This window comes from Rhizobium sp. LjRoot98 (assembly GCF_964252935.1).
In the GTDB taxonomy this organism is placed as follows: domain Bacteria; phylum Pseudomonadota; class Alphaproteobacteria; order Rhizobiales; family Rhizobiaceae; genus Pararhizobium.
In genome coordinates this window covers 90,273-113,339 of the sequence record NZ_CAXUPW020000009.1, presented here as the reverse complement: position 1 = coordinate 113,339, position 23,067 = coordinate 90,273, and the positions used below count along the sequence as shown (strand labels likewise).

At 58.2% G+C, this 23,067-nt stretch carries 22 protein-coding genes and 1 pseudogene; 9 read left to right on the top strand and 14 right to left on the bottom strand.

From position 1 onward, the window contains the following. Positions 1 to 16 precede the first annotated feature (16 nt). The 5 genes from ACSQ3J_RS23815 to ACSQ3J_RS23795 all read right to left on the bottom strand — a co-directional run bounded on the left by ACSQ3J_RS23815 (position 17) and on the right by ACSQ3J_RS23795 (position 4,185). Entirely contained in the window at positions 17 to 586 is a 570-nt protein-coding gene (locus tag ACSQ3J_RS23815) for an OmpA family protein (protein ID WP_060501659.1), read from the bottom strand. A gap of 25 nt (positions 587 to 611) precedes the next feature. Further along, entirely contained in the window at positions 612 to 1,037 is a 426-nt protein-coding gene (locus ACSQ3J_RS23810) for a cysteine rich repeat-containing protein (protein WP_060501658.1), read from the bottom strand. Positions 1,038 to 1,181: 144 nt separating this feature from the next. Further along, entirely contained in the window at positions 1,182 to 1,571 is a 390-nt protein-coding gene (locus tag ACSQ3J_RS23805) for a response regulator transcription factor (protein ID WP_060501656.1), read from the bottom strand. Between the two features lie 95 nt (positions 1,572 to 1,666). Next, entirely contained in the window at positions 1,667 to 2,302 is a 636-nt protein-coding gene (locus ACSQ3J_RS23800; protein WP_060501653.1) for a response regulator transcription factor, read from the bottom strand. Beyond that, complete coding sequence (locus tag ACSQ3J_RS23795; protein ID WP_436040535.1) at positions 2,299 to 4,185, bottom strand: sensor histidine kinase; 1,887 nt, start codon at positions 4,183 to 4,185, stop codon at positions 2,299 to 2,301. Before ACSQ3J_RS23795 ends, ACSQ3J_RS23800 begins: the two co-directional genes overlap by 4 nt. Positions 4,186 to 4,504: 319 nt before the next feature. Here ACSQ3J_RS23795 and ACSQ3J_RS23790 point away from each other — a divergent pair, with 319 nt between their 5' ends. From ACSQ3J_RS23790 to ACSQ3J_RS23750, 9 genes are all read left to right on the top strand, one after another. Then, positions 4,505 to 6,169 (top strand): arylsulfatase, encoded by a 1,665-nt coding sequence (locus ACSQ3J_RS23790; RefSeq protein ID WP_060501651.1) that lies wholly within the window; start codon positions 4,505 to 4,507, stop codon positions 6,167 to 6,169. A gap of 76 nt (positions 6,170 to 6,245) precedes the next feature. Further along, a complete protein-coding gene (locus ACSQ3J_RS23785; RefSeq protein WP_060501649.1) occupies positions 6,246 to 7,259 on the top strand; it encodes an HAD family hydrolase in 1,014 nt (337 codons plus the stop codon). A 28-nt stretch (positions 7,260 to 7,287) separates the two neighbouring features. Then, positions 7,288 to 8,034, top strand: a complete 747-nt coding sequence (locus ACSQ3J_RS23780) for a hypothetical protein (protein ID WP_060501815.1) — start codon at positions 7,288 to 7,290, stop codon at positions 8,032 to 8,034. Positions 8,035 to 8,126: 92 nt separating this feature from the next. Continuing rightward, the gene (locus ACSQ3J_RS23775) at positions 8,127 to 10,364 is read left to right on the top strand and encodes a tetratricopeptide repeat protein (RefSeq protein ID WP_244481866.1); all 2,238 of its coding nucleotides are present in this window, start codon (positions 8,127 to 8,129) and stop codon (positions 10,362 to 10,364) included. After that, positions 10,361 to 11,668 carry an alpha/beta hydrolase gene (locus ACSQ3J_RS23770; RefSeq protein WP_060501646.1) on the top strand — a complete coding sequence of 436 codons (1,308 nt, stop codon included), beginning with the start codon at positions 10,361 to 10,363 and terminating at the stop codon, positions 11,666 to 11,668. The genes ACSQ3J_RS23775 and ACSQ3J_RS23770 overlap by 4 nt, the downstream gene beginning before the upstream one ends. Positions 11,669 to 11,714: 46 nt before the next feature. After that, on the top strand, positions 11,715 to 12,506 hold the full coding sequence (locus ACSQ3J_RS23765) for a hypothetical protein (protein ID WP_156397353.1): 792 nt from the start codon (positions 11,715 to 11,717) through the stop codon (positions 12,504 to 12,506). A 69-nt stretch (positions 12,507 to 12,575) separates the two neighbouring features. Further along, positions 12,576 to 13,343, top strand: a complete 768-nt coding sequence (locus ACSQ3J_RS23760) for a transporter (protein ID WP_244481864.1) — start codon at positions 12,576 to 12,578, stop codon at positions 13,341 to 13,343. Between the two features lie 140 nt (positions 13,344 to 13,483). After that, positions 13,484 to 14,938: a DUF1254 domain-containing protein gene (locus ACSQ3J_RS23755; RefSeq protein ID WP_060501642.1), complete on the top strand. Its 1,455-nt coding sequence runs from the start codon at positions 13,484 to 13,486 to the stop codon at positions 14,936 to 14,938. Positions 14,939 to 15,620: 682 nt separating this feature from the next. Then, a complete protein-coding gene (locus tag ACSQ3J_RS23750) occupies positions 15,621 to 16,112 on the top strand; it encodes a hypothetical protein (RefSeq protein WP_060501640.1) in 492 nt (163 codons plus the stop codon). 2 nt (positions 16,113 to 16,114) lie between these two features. Here ACSQ3J_RS23750 and ACSQ3J_RS23745 read toward each other — a convergent pair whose 3' ends face one another. From ACSQ3J_RS23745 to ACSQ3J_RS23705, 9 genes and pseudogenes are all read right to left on the bottom strand, one after another. Beyond that, positions 16,115 to 17,332, bottom strand: a complete 1,218-nt coding sequence (locus ACSQ3J_RS23745; protein ID WP_060501638.1) for a GTP cyclohydrolase II — start codon at positions 17,330 to 17,332, stop codon at positions 16,115 to 16,117. Continuing rightward, the gene (locus ACSQ3J_RS23740; RefSeq protein ID WP_060501636.1) at positions 17,329 to 17,916 is read right to left on the bottom strand and encodes a CDP-alcohol phosphatidyltransferase family protein; all 588 of its coding nucleotides are present in this window, start codon (positions 17,914 to 17,916) and stop codon (positions 17,329 to 17,331) included. Before ACSQ3J_RS23740 ends, ACSQ3J_RS23745 begins: the two co-directional genes overlap by 4 nt. Beyond that, positions 17,913 to 18,167 carry a Rieske (2Fe-2S) protein gene (locus ACSQ3J_RS23735; RefSeq protein ID WP_060501634.1) on the bottom strand — a complete coding sequence of 85 codons (255 nt, stop codon included), beginning with the start codon at positions 18,165 to 18,167 and terminating at the stop codon, positions 17,913 to 17,915. The genes ACSQ3J_RS23740 and ACSQ3J_RS23735 overlap by 4 nt, the downstream gene beginning before the upstream one ends. A 3-nt stretch (positions 18,168 to 18,170) precedes the next feature. Beyond that, positions 18,171 to 19,385 carry an iron-containing redox enzyme family protein gene (locus ACSQ3J_RS23730; protein WP_060501632.1) on the bottom strand — a complete coding sequence of 405 codons (1,215 nt, stop codon included), beginning with the start codon at positions 19,383 to 19,385 and terminating at the stop codon, positions 18,171 to 18,173. Continuing rightward, positions 19,382 to 20,050: a RibD family protein gene (locus tag ACSQ3J_RS23725; protein WP_060501630.1), complete on the bottom strand. Its 669-nt coding sequence runs from the start codon at positions 20,048 to 20,050 to the stop codon at positions 19,382 to 19,384. The genes ACSQ3J_RS23730 and ACSQ3J_RS23725 overlap by 4 nt, the downstream gene beginning before the upstream one ends. 163 nt (positions 20,051 to 20,213) lie before the next feature. After that, positions 20,214 to 20,717: a cytochrome b gene (locus tag ACSQ3J_RS23720; protein ID WP_082511928.1), complete on the bottom strand. Its 504-nt coding sequence runs from the start codon at positions 20,715 to 20,717 to the stop codon at positions 20,214 to 20,216. Positions 20,718 to 20,801: 84 nt separating this feature from the next. Then, entirely contained in the window at positions 20,802 to 21,227 is a 426-nt protein-coding gene (locus ACSQ3J_RS23715) for a plastocyanin/azurin family copper-binding protein (protein WP_436040534.1), read from the bottom strand. A 328-nt stretch (positions 21,228 to 21,555) separates the two neighbouring features. Further along, positions 21,556 to 22,110: a helix-turn-helix transcriptional regulator gene (locus tag ACSQ3J_RS23710; protein ID WP_060501628.1), complete on the bottom strand. Its 555-nt coding sequence runs from the start codon at positions 22,108 to 22,110 to the stop codon at positions 21,556 to 21,558. A 196-nt stretch (positions 22,111 to 22,306) separates the two neighbouring features. Further along, positions 22,307 to 23,004 (bottom strand): annotated as a pseudogene (locus ACSQ3J_RS23705) (sulfatase-like hydrolase/transferase); the annotation flags it as partial. Between the last annotated feature and the right edge of the window lie 63 nt (positions 23,005 to 23,067).

Sequence of the window (23,067 nt, the reverse complement as noted above, 5' to 3'; positions counted from 1 at the left end):
GGATCTAAACCGCGTTCTAGCGCACGAGCCCCAGATTGATGAGTTGAACACGACGATTATCGGCAGCTTCCGGATTGTTGGGATCGAGCGGCCATTCCTGCCCGACGCCGACAGCGTAGAGGCGATCTGGCGCGATGGCGAACGTGGTGGACAGCGCCTGGGTGATCGCGTCTGCCCGCTTTTGGCTGAGCGTCAGGTTATGCTGGGCATCGCCCGTCGAGCTTGAGTGGCCAATGATCAGGAACTTGTAGCGTCGCAGGTTCGGATGATGGAGGGCGTCAGCGATCAGTCCTACCGTCCTATAAGATTTCGGCTCGATGGCGACGGAATCGTTTTCGAAATTGATCTCGACAATCATCTGCGACAGCTTTGACAGCTCCTGCCAATGCGGAAGGCTGGCGGCGCCCTTGCCTGCGCTGGCGGATGCTTCCTCCACGAGGATGGCGACGTCGATTGCCGGCGCCGCGCCTTCGACACGGCCTAGCGTGCGTACAAGCTGCTTGTCGCCCAGATCCTGGGCCAACGACTGGCCTGCCATCAACAACAGGCCTGCGGAGAGCATCGCGGTGATACGGATTTTATTCATGTGGACGTTCCCTTCGTCTGGACGCTCAACGCCAACCGGCGTCTGTGATGACCTGGCCGCACTGGCGCTCGTTCACGCGCTTGGCTTTCACGAGGCAGGAAAGCAGGTTGCCCTCCCCCTTTAAGCCGCTGCAGTATTGCGCGGCGTCATGCTCGCACACCTTTGCAAACGACGATTGGGCCGCAAGTCTCTGCTTGATGGAGGCGGTGACGTTCGCGAGTGTCGCGGTGCAGGTCGGCGAGACCTTCCCAGCGTTTTTCTCGAGGCAGGCCTGAATCTTTCCACCTCCGAGATTGAGCCCTTTGCAGTGCTTCTTGATGTCGTTGCCGCAATCGGTTGCGAGAGTGGTGACAGCGTCTGCAAAGCTGATGGTTTCTGCGCGACTTGTTGAGGCGAAGGAAAGAAGAGCCAGAAGTGTGGCTCCAGCCACGAATGAAAGACGAGTGGACATAGGCTGGTATCCGATCCGAATTGAGTGGGTCGAGTGCATTCCTCTGCCGGACGAAACGTCCGCGCTGTGCTGATGTGTGAGCCAAGATCGAAGTCTCGTCTATTGTCCTTTGGGGAAGTCGGGGCACATTTCTCGCATTTGCGGTCAGCCCCGAGGCAAGATAATAAGCGCGGTGTTGACCGCCGCGACCAATGATTTTGCCGCGAATGGTTTGCGGAGATAGGCGACGCACCCGGCTTCGAGCGCAGCGCGCTCCAGCGTTTCGTCTTCCAGTGCCGTGATGAAGATCACCGGAAGGTCCCTCCCGCTCTCTTTCAGATGCTGCCAAAGTTCGACGCCCGACATGCCGCCAAGCTGGATGTCGAAAATCGTGCAGCCCAGGTTTTGCAGTGGAGCCTGGGCGAGGAAGGTCTCTGCGGAAGGGTAGCCCTCCGTTGAGAAACCATTGGCATTGAGGAGGCGTTGGACGCTCCTGAGCATGCTGGGGTCGTCGTCGACCACAGCCACGACACGGGGTGAAGTTTCCAAAGGCATGCCTTTCCGGGGGTCAAATCGACACTGAGCCGGCCCCGTTTCTTCAGCTATCCTATGACGAGTGTGAAGCTGCCGCTATTGTCCTTTGGGGAAGCTCAAAGCTGCGAGCGTTCCTCGGCAGCCGCGATAAGCCCATGCCTCTCGGCAATGGAAACCGCTTCGGCGATATTCCTCGCCCCCATTTTTTCTATGAGATTGTGTCGATACGCCTTGATCGTCCGTTCCGACGTGCCGAGAACGTGAGCGATCTGCTTGTTGAGTGTTCCACGGACGAGCAGTTGTAGAACTTCGACTTCACGTCGCGTCAGGCTGGCTAATCTTGTTCTGGCGGCGTGGTTCCGTTCGAATTCCTCTCGTCGTGCGACGGCGCGCTGCAAGGACCGACGAATGGCCTCGAGCAAGACCACGCCATTCAGAGGCTTTTCCAGGAAATCGACGGCACCCGCCTTCATCGCGTGGACGCTCGCTTTGATGTCCCCATGTCCGCTCAGAAATACGACAGGGAGGAGCGGTGCTTGCTGCATAAGCTGTTCCTGCAGCGCCAACCCGTCCAAACCCGGCATATCAAGGTCGAGCAAAATGCAACAATCGGGCACGATGTCGTGGATGCGTGCAAGAAGCTCCTCGCCCGACCCGTACAGAGCGGTCCCATATCCGGACGCTGACAAGAGCCGCCCCACGGCAGTCCTGAATGAATAATCGTCGTCGACAATGTGGATGATCGGGTTCATCTGGTCTCCGCTCTTGCTAACGGTAATACCACGCGGAACACGGCGCCGCCGTCGCCTCCGTTGGAGGCCATTATCCTTCCCCCATAGGTCTCCACGATCGTGCGGGCGATTGAGAGACCGAGACCCGTCCCAGAGGCCTTCGTCGTGTAAAATGGCTCGAAGATCGTGGCGAACTTGTCGTCGGGGATGCCGTCGCCGGAATCCGAGATCGAAAGCTCCGCTTTGGCGTCTTTCGTTAACCGCGTCTCAAGGGTGAGCTTTCTTTCGTTACCCGCTTTCGTCATTGCATCCATCGCATTGATGGCGATGTTGAGAACCACCTGTTGCACATGGATCTTGTCCGCGCGGACGAGCAACGGCTCTCTAGCGGGCTTCGAGCGCACCTCGATGCCCCTGCGAACCGCCTCCCCTTTCAGGATCTTGATCGCCGTTGCGGTTAGTTCGCTGAGATCGAATTCTTGCCATTCGATTTCCGCTCTTTTCTTGAGAAGGCCTCTCATGCGGGAAATGATGTCGTGAGCGCGCTGATCGTCGTCCTGTATGTCCGTCAGAATCTGTTCGATCAGCTTCAGGTCGGGACACGCGGACCTCAGGACAATCGAAGCGGCCTCCGCGTTGCTGCGGATCGCACCGAGCGGCTGATTGAGTTCGTGCGCGATGGATGCCGAAAGCGCGCCGGCCGTGGCCGATTGATTGAGGTGAATGACTTCGAGCAGGCGATGCCGGGATTCCACCTCCGCCGTGCGACGCCGCCGTCGTTCAAATAGAAGGATGATGATGAAGACGCTCTGCAGAGTGATCACTGCCGAAACCACGAGGACCGTCAACCAATACTGTTCCAGAAAAGTCGGTTGTCGATACATCTGGAAGGTACCGGGCGGCAGATTTTGTTCGGACAGTCCCCAGCGTTTCAACTGCCGGGCATCGACGACATCGAAGTGCGGAGCCTGGACGTGGGTGATGGGCTTTCCGTCGAGGGCGTCAAGGGTCAGATCCGCGACACTCTCTCCCAGCGCCTCGAATGTCACGACGTTTCCGCCAACCGATCCGTAGTCGATATAAGTCGAGTACGGGCCGAAGACGGGCGCGCTTGCCGTGGCGGTGATCTGCTTGACAGCGTCGCGCGGGATAAAGTTTCGCCCGCTGCGGTCCTGGAAGATCGTCAGTGCCAGAACGATGCTGTCCGCCGGGAACGCAGCGGCCTTAGCGACAAATTCCTCGATGGTCAGGTCCTCGAGATAAGTAGTGTCGTAGTTCTTCGAAAACTCGGCAAGCTCGGCTTTCGCCGTTTCCAACCACCATCGATCGAACTCCGATGACCCGCCCAGCACGAAGAGATGTCGGGCGCTTGGGTGAAGACGCCGGGCGAGTGCCGCCGTCTTGATTATGTTGAACTCGGTGAACGCACCGATTACATCGGGCGGCATTTTCATCTTCAGCGCAGTCGATTTGTTGAAACCCGCGACGATGATCTTCGCGTCTCGGGCAAGGGCGGCACGATGCTCAACGATGAATTTTGCCGACTGCTCGCCAAGGGCGACCACGACATCGGGGCGGTGGCGCACATATTTTTCGCCCAGGAACTGCGCCATGCGCTCGACGTATTCGCCTTCGGGAAAGCGCGCGAGATCGAGGAATTCGGAGAAAAGATCGATCTTGCCGCCCGTCGCATCCAGCAGCCGCGCGCGGATCGCCTCGCCGGCCACGGTCGTAGCTGCAATCCGCTCATCATAGGGGTAAAGGACCAAAACGCGTGGAGAGCGGTTTTCGGTCAATGCCTGACCGCCCGCCGCCGGGACATATATCACGAACAGGAGGAGGCAGAGTCGGCCGACGCTTGTGAGCCACTGCCGCAGGCAGGTCGAGTTACGCAGAACGCCCATCACTTTTCCCCCGAAAAGGTAGCGCAACCTAGCAAGCGGCAATCACTAATACAACCAGCGCTTTAAGTTTCGACTCTGTCGAAAAATGATGATTCTGCCCAAAAGGACAATATCGCTGGTGCGAGACCTCGGATACCTTCCCCGCCTGAGTGGGCAGGCCAATCCGGCTGCTCACCAGTGACGCCTGAGACCCCCGAAGAGCGTCACCGTATTGGCGTGCAGATTTATTGTTTTAGTGAATTGAAAAAAACGGGCACGTACCGGAAGCGTTTCGCGCGCTTGGTGGCTCTGGCCCCAAACCTCACTGGAGGATTTCAGGATGAATTTTCGTCTCGTCTACACGTTTGGGGCCTTGGCGGCTTCGACGTTTCTCGTGGGGGCCATGTCCCCCGCGCTGGCACAGTCCACATCCAAGCCCAACATACTGTTCATCGTCTCCGACGACACCGGCTACGGGGATCTTGGGCCATATGGCGGTGGCGAAGGCCGCGGCATGCCGACGCCGAGCATCGACAAGCTGGCCGATGAAGGCATGACCTTCTTCTCGTTCTATGCACAGCCGAGCTGCACACCCGGACGCGCTGCGATGCAGACGGGTCGCATTCCCAACCGCAGCGGCATGACCACCGTGGCCTTCCAGGGCCAGGGCGGCGGTCTGCCCGCTGCCGAGTGGACGCTGGCCTCGGTGTTGAAACGCGGTGGCTACCACACGTATTTCACCGGCAAATGGCATCTGGGCGAGGCAGACTATGCGCTGCCGATCGCGCAGGGCTATGACGAGATGAAACATGTCGGCCTCTACCATCTCAATGCCTACACCTACGCCGACCCGACCTGGTTCCCGGACATGGACCCGAAGTTGCGAGCCATGTTCCAGAAGGTGACGAAAGGCTCGCTGTCCGGCAAGGCCGGTGGCGAAGTCAAGGAAGACTTCAAAATCAACGGCCAGTACGTCGATACTCCGGTGATCGACGGCAAGGAAGGTGTCGTCGGCATACCGTTCTTTGACGGTTATGTCGAGAAAGCGGCGATCGAGTTCCTCGACGAGGCCGCAAAGAAGCCCGATGAGCCTTTTTTCATCAATGTCAACTTCATGAAGGTGCATCAGCCGAACCTTCCGGCACCCGAGTTCGAGCACAAATCCCTGTCGAAGAGCAAGTATGCCGACTCGGTGGTGGAACTCGACACACGCATCGGCCGGATCATGGACAAGCTGCGTGAAACAGGCCAGGACAAGAACACTCTCGTGTTCTACACGACGGACAACGGTGCCTGGCAGGACGTCTATCCGGATGCAGGTTACACCCCGTTCCGCGGCACCAAGGGCACGTTGCGCGAAGGCGGCAACCGCGTTCCAGCCATCGCCGTCTGGCCGGGCAAGATCAAGCCTCGCAGCAAAAACCACGACATCGTCGGCGGTCTCGATTTGATGGCGACGTTCGCTGCAACAGGCGGTGTTCCGCTACCAACCAATGACCGCGAAGACAAGCCGATCATCTTCGACAGCTATGACATGACACCAGTCCTGCTTGGCACAGGAAAATCAGACCGCACAAGTTGGTTTTACTTTACCGAGAACGAGCTTTCGCCGGGCGCGATCCGCGTCAACAACTACAAGTTCGCCTTCAACATTCGTGGTGACGACGGGGCACACACTGGTGGACTGGCAGTAGATGCCAACCTCGGGTGGAAGGGCCCAGAAAAATACGTAGCGACTGTACCGCAGGTGTTCGATCTGTGGCAGGACCCGCAGGAACGCTACGACATCTTCATGAACAACTTCACCGAGCGGACGTGGATGGGCGTCGTCATGGGCGAAGAGCTGAAGACGATCATGGCGACATATGTGAAGTACCCCCCGCGCAAGCAACAGAGCCTTACTTACACAGGCCCGCTCACCCTCTCAAACTATGAGAAATACCAATGGGTTAGGGATAGCCTTTCAAAAGAAGGCATAAGCATCCCTATGCCAACAGGCAATTGACGACTTGCGGACGGCTTCGGACAACCGGAGCCGTCCGCTTCCACGCGCTGTGCAAACCCTTAGCCGGAGGCCTGCCATGATTTCGATGTTCAATCCAGTGAAGGCAAACCGAGAAGCAATGCTGGCACTTCTTGCCTGCCTGGTTTTTGCAGTGCCCGCATTCGCTCAGACAGATCCGCTCCCATCGTGGAACGACACCGCTTCGAAGACGGCTATTGTCGCTTTCGTCGAGAAGGTGACCAAGGAGAACACGCCCGACTTCGTACCCGAACTAGAGCGTATCGCCGTCTTCGATAATGACGGCACCCTTTGGGCCGAGCATCCGATGTATGTGCAGCTCGCCTTCGCGCTCGACCGTGTCAAGACAATGGCCCCGGAGCACCCGGAATGGAAAGACACGCAACCCTTCAAGGCCGTCCTCGACAATGACATGAAGGCGCTGGCTGCTGCAGGCGAAAAGGGACTGATCGAGCTGATCATGGCGACCCATTCGGCAATGACAAGCGATGAGTTTGCGAAGATCGCCAACGACTGGATCGCCAGCGCCCGTGATCCGAAGTTCAAGAAGCCCTATACCGAACTCGTTTACCAGCCGATGCTCGAACTCCTGGCCTATCTACGCGCCAACGGCTTCAAGACATTCATCGTCTCCGGCGGCGGCGTCGAGTTCATGCGGCCCTGGGCCGAGAAGGTCTATGGCATCCCGCCGGAACAGGTCATCGGCTCGTCGATCAAGACACAGTTCGTGATGCGGGACGACGTCCCTACCTTGTTGCGACTGCCCGAAGTCAACTTCATCGATGACAAGGTGGGTAAGCCTGTGGGGATCAACCAGCACATCGGTCGTCGCCCGATCGCCGCCTTCGGCAACTCGGACGGCGACCTGGAGATGCTTCAGTGGACGACAATGGGGGGCACCATGCCGCGCTTCGGTCTGATCGTGCACCACACGGATGCCGAACGCGAATACGCATACGATCGCGACACACCGTTCGGCAAGCTCGACAAGGCGCTCGACGTTGCCGCAGACAACGGCTGGACCGTGGTCGACATGAAGGCTGACTGGAAGCAGATTTTTCCTGGCAAATGAATGAATGCCCAACGGCAAGGAAATCACGATGACCAACGCACGCATTGGATTGATGACATTGGCTCTCGGCGTCGCGGTAGTGGCCACTGGAGCGCTTGCTCAAGATGTCACTAAGAAACCGCACGTTCCGCTGGAAAAGACGATCGGCGCTGTAAAACAGACCGGTCCGGTTCCTTCGCTTGCCGTCATCAACGCGGCGGGCGCGAAGATCGAAGGCGACAAGCTGATTCTGACCGGGGTGGCAGCAAGCTCGATCGTCTTCGCGGATCGACCTGTGCGGGCGGCGGGCCACGTCTCTACCGAGCAGTTCATCATGCAGTGGGACGAGGGCAAAGACAGCTTCGCCGTCGACCCACCGAACGCCACTGTGTCCGTGCTCGGCGGCGATGGATCGGACGTTAACGATGCCGTCGTCACGCTGAAGTCGCCGAAGCTCGAAGGAACCACACTCACCTTCGACATCGCGGTTCTGGAAGGAAGTCTTGCCGGATCGTCGGGGCCGGCCGCGCTCTTTATCGATAACTTCCGAGGGGGCGGCTTCGGTGGTGGTGGCTTTGGCGGCGGTGGTTTTCACGGTGGCTATGCGCGCGTCGGCGACGTCAGTGTCGCCCATGTCGGAGGAGGTTATTATCACGCGCCAGCCTATCACGGGGCTTGGTACGGCGCGCCTGTAGCGGCAGGCGTGGCGGCGGGTGCCGTAATCGGAGCGGCGGCTGCGAATTCGTACTACGACCAGCCGCAGTGCGGATACTATCCCCTTCCGCCGTGCTACTGATGTGGATGCGAGGTACGCATAGCAGGAGCGCCTGATTGCGAGTGCATCTCTCTCCAATAGCAATGGTTTGGGCCGCCCTGCTGATCTGGGCTATGCTCGCGCTCGCACCTGCGACCGCCGCAGCCGAAGGTGTGAAGTCCGACGTTCCCGACCCACAGATCACCACCCACCCTGGCTACGTCGATGAGAAAATCTGTTCTTCGTGCCACGCCGGTCAGACGGTGGCGTTCGCGACATCCCATCATGCGCAAGCGATGGCCGTTGCCAGCGACACCACGGTGCGGGGCGATTTCAATAACGCCAGCTTCGAGGGACACGGCGTGGAGGCGACGTTCTTCCGCAAGAATCGACAGTTCTTCGTCCGCACCGAAGGAGCGGATGGCACGCAGGCAGACTTCGAGGTCAAATATACCTTCGCCTACGAGCCGCTGCAACAATACCTGATCGATCTCGGCGCCGGCAAACTGCAGGTGCTCGACATCGCCTGGGATACGAAAAAGCACGCGTGGTTCTGGCTTGGTGCGGGATCGGCAGCAAAACCCGGATCGACGTTTCACTGGACAGGTCCCTTCTACCGGTGGAACCGCACCTGCATCGCCTGCCATTCCACCGATCCGCAGACCAATTTCCGGCCGCAGACGAACACGTATGAATCGTCGTATGTCGCGACAAGCATCGGGTGCCAGTCCTGTCACGGCGGCGGCGCAAAACATGTCGAATGGGCGACACCGCAAGCCCAGGCATCCGCAAAGACGTCCCTACCACGAGCGGGATTGTCAGAAGTCGGCATGGATACCTGTCTTGCCTGTCACTCGCGGCGGACACGGCTCGTCGGCGACTACCAGCCGGGAGGGGCGTTCCTCGACAACTTCTCCCCAGCGATGCTGCGCGGCGACCTCTACTTCCCCGACGGCCAGATCCTTGACGAGGTCTTCGAGTACGGTTCGTTCCAGCAGAGCAAGATGGCGCGCGCGGGCGTGACTTGTTTCGACTGCCATCGCCCGCACGAAGGCAGTGTCAAGGTTGTCGGAAACGCGCTCTGCACCCAATGTCACATGCCGGAGAAGCAAGAGCGCTTCACAGCAAACGATCCGAGCGGGCAATTTGACACGCCCGCGCACACCCATCATCCGGAGGGTTCGAGCGGCGCTCTCTGCGCAAACTGCCATATGCCTGAACGAGCCTATATGAAGGTCGATCCCCGCCGCGACCACTCCTTCGTCATTCCCCGTCCGGACCTTTCAGACCAATATGGAACGCCGAATGCCTGCACCTCGTGTCACGACGGCAAAACCAATGTCTGGGCTTCGCAGAACCTCGACACATGGTTTGGAACTAGCTGGCGCGACCGTTCAACGATTGCCCATGCGTTCGGCGGCGCGGCTAATGGCGACGCCACATCGTTGGAGGCTTTGCGTGCGCTTATCAAAGACGGGAAACAGTCAGGGATCGTCAGAGGGAGCGCGGTCACCGAGTTGAGCAGGATCGCTGGAGCGGATGTCGCTGCAGACGTGAAGGCAGCCACCCAGAGCGAGGATCCGCTCGTTCGGTTGGGAGCGGCAGAGGCCGCTGTAAATCTGCCGTCCGAGGTCCGGCTCGACGCTGTCGGCATACTCCTGGGCGACGAGACGCGCGCGGTTCGGGTGGCCGCAGCCAAGGCGCTTGGAAGAACGCAGTCGCTCGACTTCCTCGGCGATCAGCGCGGCGACTTCGAACGGGCGGTGGCGAACTTGAAGGCGTATGTCGACGCCAATGCGGACGTGGCCGAAATCCAGAGCACCCACGGCACCTTCCTTCTGGAACAGGGAAAGCCTGAGGAAGCGGAGAAGGCGCTCCGGCAAGCAATCGTCCTTGACCCTACCCTGCCCGGCGCGCGCATCAACCTTGCCGAACTCTATCGCGCCATCGGCGACGGTGGAAAATCAGAACAAAGCTACGCTGAGGCCGTCGCCGCCATCCCCGACCGGGCGGACCTACGCTTTGGCCATGGTTTGTCTCTCGTTCGCCAGAAGGCAATGGACGCGGCAATAGGCGAGTTGGAAGCGGCCATGCGACTAGACCCCACCAACACGCGATACCGGATGACGGCCGCCGTCGCGCTGGACTCGGTCGGAAAAACGGAACAAGCGTTTGCGTTGTTCGATCCTGCGCAGGCAGCCGCTGCAACCGACGCCAGCTCGCTCGGCGCAGCCATTCAAATGGGTCTGAAACTTCGGCGCTATCCGGAGACGCTGATCTTTGCAACCGCGCTGGCTGGTCTGCAGCCAGATAACCAACAGGTCGCAGAACTCGTGCGGCAACTGCAAGCCGCAAGTCAGGACAGCAAATGAGCGACCGGAAAATCCCCATTGGCAACACCCAATCACGAGTGGCGCGAGGCTTCATAGTTTGCGCCACACTGATCTTCGTCACAGCCTGCGGCGGTCATCCGAAGAACGTACTGACGCCAGTCGCGGACACGGTTCCCACGAGCAACCGTGTTACGATGCTTGTCGCGACGACGCGCGGTCGGTCTCAGGATGCCGGGGAAATGTTCACAGGGGAAAGAGCCCGCGCTCCTGCGTTTGTGGATATGACGGTGTCGATCCCGGCTGAACGCAAGGTGGGGGACGTCGCATGGCCCAAAAAGCTGCCTTCCAATCCGGCGACCGACTTTGCCACCCTGAATGCAGAGCCACTCACGAAGGATGCCGCCAAGTCGTGGTTGAACGCCACTGTCATGAAGAGCCCCGACCGCAGCGTCCTCGTCTTCATTCATGGGTTCAACAATCGTTTCGAAGATTCGGTCTATCGCTTTGCGCAGATCGTACACGACTCGGGGGTGAAGAGCGCACCCGTCCTGGTGACGTGGCCGTCGCGCGGCAGCCTGCTTGCTTATGGATACGACCGGGAAAGCACCAATTACACCCGCAATACGCTTGAGGCGATCTTCCAATATCTCGCCGCGGATCCCGAGGTGAAAGAAGTCTCCATCCTCGCCCATTCGATGGGCAATTGGCTTGCACTCGAAGGCCTTCGGCAGATGGCGATCCGCAACGGCGGTCTGCCCGCGAAATTCAAAAACGTCATGCTTGCAGCCCCAGATGTCGACGTTGACGTTTTCCGCTCGCAGATCGAGGACATGGGCGAACGTCGACCGCGGTTCACCCTGTTCGTATCTGCCGACGACCGGGCGCTGGCCTTCTCCCGTCGAATCTGGGGTGACATCCCTCGGCTCGGATCGATCGATCCAGAGCTGACGCCCTACAAGGAAGAGATGGTGACGAACAAGATTACCGTCATCGACCTAACAAAGGTGAAGGCCGGCGATGGGCTCCATCACAGCAAGTTTGCCGAATCTCCCCAGGTCGTCCAGCTCATCGGTGCGCGCATCTCGGAAGGTCAGTCGCTGACCGACAGCCGAATGGGCCTCGGTGACCATTTGATCGCTGGGACCACGGGAGTTGCCGCGGCTGCCGGCAGTGCGGCGGGCCTCATCCTCGCCGCCCCGGTGGCCGTCATCGATCCGCATACGCGCGATCACTTAGGCCATCATCTAGGCAACCTGACCGGGACAAAACAAGCAACGAATCGAACATGTGGTATGAACGGCACGGCGCTTGCAACGGCGCCGTGCCGTGAGCCGCGGCAATAAGGGGGCGGTCGGGCGTCGGCGCCCGCGAAACGAAAAGGAGCAGGCAATGACAAACTACAGGACACTCGCGCTCTCCGTGGCAGTCGGGGCGATCGTGTGTGGCGGCGCTCATGCGGCGGACGTCTCTCCCCTGTTGACACAGGAGCCTCAGACGGCCGTGACCGAGACTGGCTGGGAATTCAATGTTGCGCCGTACTTCTGGATGGCGGGGCTCTCCGGCGATACCTCGCAGTTCGGGCTACCCACAGTTCACATGGACTCCGATTTCGGTGACATCCTGAGCAACCTCGATTTCGCGTTCATGGCCGCAGGAGAAGTGCGAAATGGCAGCTTCAGTGTCATCGGCGATGTCATCTACACGAAGCTATCCGCCAATGGCGAAACGCCTTTCGGGGTCTTGGCAGACGATGTCGATGTGACGACATCGAGTTTTTCCGGTCTACTTGGTTTGGGTTACGCCGTCCTGGACGGTCCCGAAGGGCACCTCGACGTAGTCGGCGGCGTGAAGGTCTGGTCAGTCGATACGACGCTTTCGTTCAACGGCGGCATTCTCGGAGGCATCGAGCGCGAGGACAGCGCAACATGGGTGGACGGGATGGTCGGGCTGCGAGGAAAATATTCGCTTACGCCGGAAATCTACCTGACGGGCTGGGGTCTGATCGGCGCGGGCGGGGCCGACCTCGACTGGGATGTCGCGCTAGGCCTGGGATATGACTTTAATGACCGGATATCGGCGATCGCCGGATACCGCGCCCTTGGCGTCGACTATAGCGATGACGGATTCCTCTTCGACGCCGTGCAGCAGGGTCCGATCCTCGGCGTCTCGATAAAGTTCTAGCGCCTTCGCACAAACCTTGGGGGTTCGACCATGACACTATCCGTATCCAGGAAAGTCTTCGGCTTACTGATGCTGCTTGGAATCGCAAGTCCGCTGAAAGCGCAGGAGTCCAGTTCCGACCTGGCAAAGAAGCTGTCGAACCCGATCGCGTCGCTGATCAGCGTGCCGTTCCAGTTCAACTACGACCACGGCTACGGGCCGCTCGACGGCGACAAGACGACGCTCAACATTCAACCGGTCATCCCAATCTCTTTAAACGAGAACTGGAACCTTATCTCTCGCACGATCCTGCCTGTGACCTGGCAAGACGACATCGCAGGCCCATCCGGAACGCAGTTCGGTCTCGGCGACACCGTCCAAAGCTTCTTCCTGTCTCCGGCAAAACCGACCGACAGCGGCATCATCTGGGGTGCGGGTCCGGTGTTCCTGATCCCCACCGCGACGGACGATCTGCTCGGCGGGGAAAAGTGGGGAGCAGGCCCGACGATCGTCGCCCTCAAACAGGACGGCCCCTGGACGGTCGGCGTGCTTGCAAACCACATTTGGTCCTTCGCGGGCAGCGACGAGCGGAATGACATCAGCAGCACTTTCATGCAGCCGTTCGTATCCTACACCACCCCGGACGCCTGGACGTTCGCGCTGAACACGGAATCCACCTACGACTGGAAGGCGAATGAATGGTCGGTGCCTATCAATCTGACCGTCTCCAAGCTGGTGAAGGTGAACGAACAGCCGATCAGCCTGACGGCCGGGCTTCGATACTGGGCGGCAGCTCCGGACAACGGTCCCGAAGGGCTTGGCGTCCGGCTCGGTCTGACGTTCCTGTTTCCGAAGTAGGCGCAAAGAACCGTGAAGAGACATCTACGGCACATACTCATAACCGGAACTCGATCGGCGCAGTTCGATCGATGTCCGCAGACGCATACCCTTCTCGTGCTACCTATGCATCACACGCTGCGAACCGAAAGGAAGTTCAAATGCTGACGAAACGCGATCTGCTTCGCTCTGTTGCGATGGTGGCACTTGTCGCCACGACGGCAAAGGCCGACCCGCTCTCCCCTCTGGTCATTGAGCAAAACAATACCGAATGGCCGAGCCTGTTGGAGGCCAAGGACATCGCCGAAGAAGGCTTCATCTACGGCCTGCCGCTCGTGATGTATTATGCGGTCATGCAAGAGTTCGCCGTTGACAGGAACTCAGGGCAGTTCAAGGCACCGTTCAACGAAGTCGAAAACCAGCACCATGTCGCCACCCCGGCGGATACGGCAATCATCACCCCGAACAGCGACACCCCTTACTCGTTCATCTGGATGGATCTGCGCGCTGAGCCGATAGTTATCTCGGTGCCGGCGGTCGAAAAGGACCGCTACTACTCGGTTCAGTTGATCGACGGAAACACCTACAATTTCGGCTATATTGGAGCACGCGCCACGGGCAACGAGCCGGGCGACTATCTGGTGGTTGGTCCCGATTGGAAAGGGGAAACGCCCACCGGGATCAAGCAGGTCTTCCAATCGACGACACCATTTCCGCTCGCGATTTTCCGCACACAACTCTTTAACCCCGGCGACATGCCGAACGTCGAAAAAGTTCAGGCCGGCTACAAGGGGCAGATGCTTTCTGCGTACCTCAAACAAGCCGCTCCGTCTGCTGCGCCCTCGATCGAGTTCCTTCCTGCCACCACTGCCGGGATCAAGGACAACTTCTTCCAGTACCTCGACGCAGCCCTGCAATTCGTCCCCGAGACGGCAAGGGACAAGGAAATTCGCGCGAAACTTGCCAAGCTTGGCATCGGTCCTGGCAAGACCTTCGCGTTCAAGGATCTGTCGTTCGAGCACAAAGCCGAAATCCTGATGGCCATGAAGCAAGGCAACAGCAAAGTCGACAAATGGCTGGCCGGCGGAAACAAGGACATTAACGGCTGGAATGTCGGTTCGTTCTTTGGCGACGAGGCCTTCTACAACGGCGATTGGGTGATGCGGGCCGGATCTGCCAAAGGCGGTCTCCTTGGCAACGACTCCATAGAAGCCATGTACCCCTATACCCGAACAGACTCGACCGGTCAGCCGCTCGACGGCAGCAAGCACAAGTACACCATCACCTTCGCTCCCGGCCAGTTGCCGCCAGTGAACGCGTTTTGGTCCGTTACGATGTATGACGGCAAGAGCCAGTTTCTGGTCAAGAACCCGATCGATCGCTACCTCATCAACTCTCCGATGTTACCGGCGATGAAAAAGAACGCGGATGGCTCGCTGACGCTGTACATCCAGAAAGACAGTCCCGGTGCGGACAAGGAAGCAAACTGGCTTCCAGCCCCAGATGACAAAATCTATCTCGTAATGCGCCTCTATTGGCCGAAGCCCACGCAGCCTTCGATCTTGCCGGCGGGCGAAGGAACATGGCAGCCGCCCGGTGTGAAACGGATCTCATAGGAGGCGAAGGATTTCCCTCTTTTACGCAAGGTTGCCGCGATGCGTCGCTTCTCCAGCAGGGGAAGAACACAACTTTCGGCTACCTTGCGTAGGAATGAACGTTGGTCGATTGCCCTGATAAGAGGCCTCGTCTTCCGGCTATCCTCCCGTCGTTGCGCGTCAGCCTCGATTCTACAGCGGTAGGAGATCAGGGGCAGTTCTTCGAGGTCGCCGGTTGCCCGGTCGACAGATTGTCGGTCCCAGGGAGCGCCGTCGGTCTGCGGAAGACGTCGGCTTTGCCAGCGACTGCTTGAATGGATTCTGTTGTCATGTCTAAAGATTCCTGCTTTCAGCCCCGGTTGGATTGGCCAGGGTCTTTAGGCGACGCGGCGACTGGCGAAGCAGACCGACTGTTTCCAGAAACTCTGGCGAGGGGTGTGGACGACTGAAATGAAGGCGCGAAGCAGAAATAATTTCCGCTCTTGCCTACCGGCGATTACGGGGCCGGGAGTAGCTGTCAGCTTTAACTCCTGAATAAGGCGGTAGTGGACATCGCCGAAGCCGACTTCATAGGTGAAATGTTAGAAAATGGCTTCGAGGACCGGGTTAATATCCAGCCGCTATCCACGTCACCTCTGCAGGCCCCATGGAAGGAACAATTGACTAGCCTAAAAGTTTTGAAAGCACATTTGGGAGGATAACCATGCGCGTCCACCACATTGCCATTCTGCTTCTGCTGCCTCTTGCATATACTTCGGAAGCCTTCCCGCGCGAGTTCTTTACCGATCTCTCTGGTAAATGGGCTGGATCGGGCCAGGCATATCTAAAAAGACTAGGAGACGTGACGGCTGGATGCTCGGTCTCGGTCAGCGGCTCGTCCAAGAATGCGGCAATGAATGGAAGTTGCCGATTCCTGCTGTTCCGTCAATCTCTCGGCCTGACGTTGGTGAAGGTTGCCAATAACCGCGTGACAGGAACGTATACTGGTGCCAGGACCGGACCCGCCCAGTTAAGTGGAACTATGCGCGGCGATAAACTCATTCTCAATGTCACTTGGGGTGCTCCAGTTAACGGAGATCGTGTCGCTCAGATGGTGATCACGCGGACGGGCGAGGACAGCTTCGAGCAAACGGTCATCGACAAGGTCGAGGGCAAGATCCGGACAACCTCACGGTTTTCGTTCAAACGGAAATAGCCTCAGTCTTCTGTCTCAGTGAAATAGCCGGCCGCTTTTTTGGCAGATATCTCTACTGCCGCTCCAGATCCGATCAGACGGGTGGGAAGCTCCACCTGCTTCACTATATCGATCCCTGCACAAACGACGGCATCTCGCTTCTCGTTGCTCATTGACAACCAGGTGTCGATCCGCGTGACGCCCAGCCAATGCAGCACGTCGACGGCAAGTTCCTGATATCGCATGTCGCGCACTCCCGCCACTTCCTCCGTCCGCGAAAAATAGTCGTCGGCTCTGTCACCTGATCGGGCGTTGCGCCGCGCATTGTAGACCAGATATTTGACGACCTCGCCCAACGCGCGCCCTTCCTTGCGATTATAGGCGATGATGCCTAACCCCTCCTGCTGCGCAGTGCGAACGCATTCCTCCGCGGCAAAACCGAGATACGATCGACACGTGCACATGTCCGATCCGAAGACATCGGACCCGTTGCATTCGTCATGGACGCGGCATGCGATCTTGGCATCCGCTTTTCCAAGCAACGAAGGGTCACCAAACAGATAGACGCTTGTCCCGCCAATGGGCGGGAGAAATGCCTTGAATTCAGGCCGAGCAACCAGATCAGGATACATCCCTCCACTGGCATCAACCAATGCACGTCGTAGGGCGGTTTCCGGCATGTTGAGGCGGTCGGCGATGCCAGGCAGCCACCACACAGGCTCGATAGCTATCTTCGTTACCCGAACCCCTCCGAGGCTATCGACAATGCGCCCATCCGCCGCAAGTCTTCCAGCCCGCAGAGCATCGGCGATCTCTGGCATTATCAGCCGGCCGTCAGTCACCGCGATCGTCGGCTGGACCTTGCGTCCGGATGCGATTTCAGCGGCAAAATCGCCGGCAACCCGGTGCCCCCAAGGATCAAGTGTGACGATCTTGCCGGGATCGGACCATTGGGGGAACGGCCCGATGGGTACGAATGGCGTCGTATTGCCAAAGTCTGGAGCGTGAGACGCAGACAACGCTCCCGATGCCGTCGCGATGGCCCTGTAGGCGGAAAACGCCCCGGCATGAACTCCAATGGCGTTTCGTCCTGGCTGTGAGCCCGCAAGGATCGGGCCCCGTTCTTGAGGCGACGCTGCGTTCCAGTTGAGGTCGATCGGCGGAAACAGTCGTTCAGCCGCATGCGCCTTTGTTTCGTGCCTTGCCGAGATGGTGTTGGCAATGGGACTGTGATTTCTCATGGCGCGCTGACCGTTGCAAATATGTGGGGCGCGTCGAGATTCGTTCCTCCACGCAGAATGAAGGCAATTTGCTCTATCCTGCTGATGCCAACGACGGCTGCGGCCAGTCCGATCATGTCTTCCCAACCGGTCAGATAAAGAACTGGCCACAAGGCGAAAAGGAGAAGCGCCCCTGCCTTGGCTGACCAGAAATGGAACATCATCAGCTTGCCGGTGAGAAACCAGGAGGCGATGAGATACAAGAGCGGGCCGCCGAACAGAACTGCCAATGCTATCGAATGGCGTAAAGCGATCTCAGGAAAGGAGAGGAACAGGAAAAGCAGGATGGCGACGGAAAAAATGTTGTCGACAATGGCGTCGAGGCGAGCGCCGTATTCCGATGCTCGTCCAGACCGCCGCGCCAGCCACCCATCCATCAGGTCGGTCAGCGATGCGGCCAGATAAAGCAAGATGGCGAAACCGAGGTAGCGGTAACTTTCCAGCAGAAGGATCGGCACGATCAACAGGCCACGACTGACCGTCACGACATTGGCGAGCTTCAACGACCCTTCTTCCAGGACGATCTGGCTGTAAGGAACACTCATGACCGGTCCACGCAAAGTCTCAATGTGGTATCGCGTGCAATCAGCCGCTCGATCGAGTAGGCGTTATGATGCATCGGGCAGACGATCTGCTCCTTTTCGTTGATGTAGCCGAACTTCAAAGGGCCGCCGCGATGGGGGCACGTGTTGGGAACGAGGTAGAGTTGGTCACGATGCGAAAGCAGAAAGTACTCAACACCGCTCCTGACAATGGGTGGAAGGTCCTGGCCGATCCAGCTTGTGTTCTCGCCCATCTTTCAAACCTCGCGCGCAACGCTTGAAAGAGGAAAACGCTTGAACGCGGCTGGGTCGGTGATGATGCCGATCCCACCGATCTGAAGCGCTCGTCGCGCTATGACGGCTTCGGTTGGTACCGTGCAGCCGCCCGTCGCGGTCAGGTCGGCGCGCATTCCGAACTCTGCTACTCCGTCGCGCAACGCTTCTTCAAATGCCGTCGTTACATCAAGCATGTGTTGTCCGGAGCGCTCGAATGCCATCCGCGTCAATTCTGCTCCCACAACGATTTCTGTTCCGACCTCTGGCCCGAATTTCGAGACCAAGGGGGTAACAACTTCATCCGCCACCATTGCCGAATGATGAATGTCGATATGGGCATGTTCCCCGAAGTAGTGAGCATCGACACCGGGATGAAAACGCTTCAAGTATCGAAAGTGCTCCTCCGTCGATCGCTGGTAGCTCGCTTCTGCGTAGAGCAGGAAACCAATCTGAAGAAAAAGATTGCGGGGGCTCTGGAACATGAAATGGATGACATTGTGCAGCTCCAATGTCGGCGTATCGAACAGCGCCCAATAGGTGTTGTATTCCTCGCTCAGATCGAAGCCACGCATTGTCGATCTAAAAAGCACGCTGTGCTTCTTGCCGTGGGTGCCGTATCCGAACTCATCGATGAGAATTCGAAACAGAGCAGATTGAGGCTCGCCGTATTCGCCGATCACGCCGAGTGCGGAGGCGGACGCCTCCGCCAGCAGATCAACCGACGATTGGATGAGGAAATTACGATAATGGTGCGTGCGCGACTGCGATTGCTCCAGAAATGCCAGGAATGCACTCGGCAGACTTTCCTTAAGTGCCGGTACCAGATTGCTCACATAAGCGGCGCAGTCCTGCCCAGCCGCGATCTTACGTGCGCTTTCGACCAATGGGACGATTAGAAAATCTTCAAGATCAGCTCGCATGACATCGACACGCGAAATCTCCCGCGGGTCGTAGTGGCGGTGCAGGCGCGCCACAATTGACTCGCTCGGCGCGGCGCTCGGCAGAAGAACATAGCGGCCCTGATAGCTTCGCATCAACGTCTGATGTTGAACATATTTTTGAAGCTCCGCGTTATCACTCGTCACGAGCGAAGCTGCGTCCGTCCTCACGTCGTAGACCAAAGGAGGGGCTGCGCCTGCGCGCGCCGAAAGACGTTCTCCAATATCCGACAGCATCTGGCGCGAAATTACGTTCATGCTCTCACCGTCATCGGCTCGTAGATCGTCACGGCCACACCACTCTTGCTAAAGCAGTCGACGAGCCGCCATCTGGTCAAGTCGAACGCACCTCCCGGTTCATAGGGGTACATATAGCTCGGAGCCTGCATTGATCCAGTGATCACCGGGATATGTTTTATGATGATACGGTTCACCAACCCAACCTGATGCAAGCTGTGGAGCAGACGGCTACCGCCTTCGACAATCATGCTCTTTACGCCACGATCCTCAAGAATACTCATGAGCGCCGCCAGATCGACGAAGTGCTCGCCGCACGCGAGCACTTCGACATTGGGTTTAGCCGCCAAGGCGGCCACGTCGGCCGGCTCCGCCATGCGGGAAACGGCAACGATCGTCGGCAATCCGTCGTTGAGAAGCTTAGCATCCAGAGGCACCTTGCCTCTTGACGATGGGATGACGCGCAAGGGATTTGGACCGGGTGCATGGCGCACGGTCAGTTCGGGATCATCCGCGACGACGGTTCCGGAGCCGACCATGATTGCATCATTCGATGCCCTCTGCGCGTGGAACCAGCTACGCAGGTCGTCGCCGTAAAAATCGAACAGATCTTTGCTGGATGCCTTTGGCCCTAAAGACAGTTTCCCGTCGATCGTCAGTTCGGACAGGGTCGTAATCTTGATCATGCAGTTTCCACTCGATACGCTTTAGAGGTGGAGCGGGGTCGTCGACATTCAAGCGGTCCAGATGCGCATTCTGCGCTGAGCATCCGCGGTGCTGTGTTTCAACGCCTCACCTTTGCCCCGGATTCCAGCCGTAGGTCTGCCAGATGGGGTACGAAAACAGCAGTCAGCCCGATGTCATGCGGCGGACGACGTTGGTCTTCCAATAGAACTGGTGAGCCAGTGCTCCGACCACGTGACCGGCGATCAGGGCCCAAAACACGACCTTTAAAATGTCGGCATGGATGTCGCCGGCGGTCCCGTAGCCGAAATAGTAGGCAGCCATCCCTGTCAAAGGCATCGCAACAAGAAGGATATACAGAAGCATGTGTGTCGCCTTGGCTACGAGACTGAAGAACGTGGGCTCTCGAGGAGGAGACGCTGGCACGCCTCGGGTAGCCCGAAGAGCAAGCCGGAAGATAACCAGAAGAAGGATCGCCATCCCGACATAGGCATGGATATTCGCACTGGCCACCTGATCGGTTGTGGCCGAACCCGTCCGCTTGACGCTTCGGTTCCACTCTTCCATGCCGTCGGGAAGAAGGAGGTTGAAGAAAACTAGTCCTGCCGTCAGCCAGTGAAGAACACGCTGCGACAAGGAAAACGAGCCTGGAGTTGGCATTGGCGGCATCGACCTTGAAATGTGACGTTGCCGATCCCGGAAACAGCAGGGTGCCCGCCCCCGAGATCGATAGGCTATTTCTCGCGGTGAGCGTTATTTCGTGACAGTCAGCATCGCGTGCATGCCCGCCTCGTAGTGGCCTTTGATATTGCACAACAGGATGTATGAGCCCGGTGTGAGCTCGGTTTTCAACTCGCCGTCGTTGCCGGGTTTCAGTTCGGCCACTTCGCCGAGGCTCTTCAGCTTCTTTTCGTTGATACGGTGTTTTGTTGTATCGACGACGATCGACTGGTCGGCTGACTTCAGTTTGACCAGAACCATTTCGTGCTCTTCGGTCACAGCATCATTGTGAACCATGAACGTCGTCTCACCTGCTTTGATTGTCGACTGGTCTGTTCTCAGTGTCATGGACCCGCCGCCCTCGCCGCTCTCGATGACTTTAATGATGCTCCCGGCGAGGGCGGGAGTGCTAATGCAAACAATGGCTACAGCGGCGAGCAAGTTCCGGATGCATGTCATGTAAAAAATCACCTTTTCGCGATTGAGGTGCCTATCCGTTAGACGGTCAAACTGACGGTAACCTGAATGTTGCCGGTCCCATTCAAAACTCTGGCTCACGCTGTCCGACCAAACGCTCGGCAGTATAGCGTCGCTGAAACTAAGGCCGCTCTGCTGGATTACCCGACGTGAAGAGGCCGCGAAACTGACGTCAGCTTTTGGGCAGGCACGATAACAGCCACTATGACCGATATAAGGGCGCAATTCGGCCACGGAGCTTAACCTTTGGACAGAACGGTAGCCCATTGGAGGACCTGGACCACCTTCCTTTAATTTGACGAGTGCGGGATTAGTTGCGAACTTGTTTCCGCCACTCGATTGGAGCTACACCTACAATTGAAGCGAATACCCTTGCAAAATGTTGGGTGCTGCTAAATCCGCATACCGCAGCAATATGCGAAATAGGCATTGAGCTGTAGCGCATCATAGCCTTGGCCTGCTCGATGCGGTGAAGGCGCATCCACGAATCGGGGCTCCTGCCCGTCGATCGCCTGAAGGCCCCGGCAAACCGACTTGCCGTCATGTTCATCTCGGATGCCAGAACCGACAATGAACTATCCGTGTGGTACTGGCTGTGCATCAGGTCAATTGCCCAGTTGACCTGCTTCGCGGATAACCCATGCCCGCCTCCTGATGGAGCACGCATGCCGCCGAAAACGTGAGCGAAGTAAGCAGTGCTGGCCAGGAGCACGCGCTCGGCATATATCGAGTCCACCTCGTCGGGCCGATCGAGAGCCGGGAGAAGGGAATGGGCAAGGCTCCAGATCGTGTCGTCCAGACGTCCCTGGTTTTCGCAGACAAGCGTTTCGACACGTCGAACGCCTTGCTCCTCGGGCGACCTCATTCAGAGCGGATTGCGGGACTGTGAAGATGATTGTGTCGAAGGCGCTGAGCAGGTTTGCCTTGGGCCGCTGCCAATGATCGACAACGGAGACCGTTCTTTCGGGAAACGATCCCTGATGAACATGATGGAGGAGCAACCTCAGGCGACGGTATCCGCGATCGAAACCTTTCTCGGCGACGGCAAGAAGAGGGAGATCGAAGGTGAAGAAGGGTTTTCCGGCCTTCGATTGCCGTTGGATGAAATCTATCGCGGCGGCAGTGGTCTCATCGTCGATGGTTTCCATGCGCTTCTTGTTCAGAGCACCGGTGTCTTCGATCTTGCCGTCAGCCGATGCCTTGAGCACACCGCGCGGGGCGTTGGTGCGGACAAACTCCGCGTCGTCCTTAGGGTAGTATGGACGCTCCGGTTCTTCCTCGGCATTGAGGTGATAGAGATTTCCGTAAAATTCGTCGAAGCCGTGATTGGTCGGCAGGAACTCATCACGGTCGCCAAGATGGTTTTTGCCGAACTGTCCCGTGGCATACCCCAAGGGTTTAAATGCCTGAGCGATCGTTATGTCGCGCGCCTGGAGGCCGACGGTCGCACCAGGTATCCCGACCTTGCACATACCGGTGCGCAAGCAAACCTGACCCGTTATGAAGGTGGAACGTCACGACGTGCAGAAATTCTCGGCATAGTAATCTGTAAAGATCATGCCTTCCTTCGCCATGCGATCAATATTGGGGGTCTAATAGCAAGTATACCCATGGAATAGGCACTGATATTCGTCTGCCCGATGTCATCGCCAAACATCACGAGGATATTTGGCTGGTCGGCGGGAGTTGCCGCACCGTCCTGGGCCGAAGTTTTCAGTGGGCTGAGGAACGTCGCAGCAGCAAGTGTAGCTGCTAGCATCGCGGTTCGCACGGCAACGCCGGGAGAGGACCATTGTCCACTCGCGCTTATGAGACTTTGCAA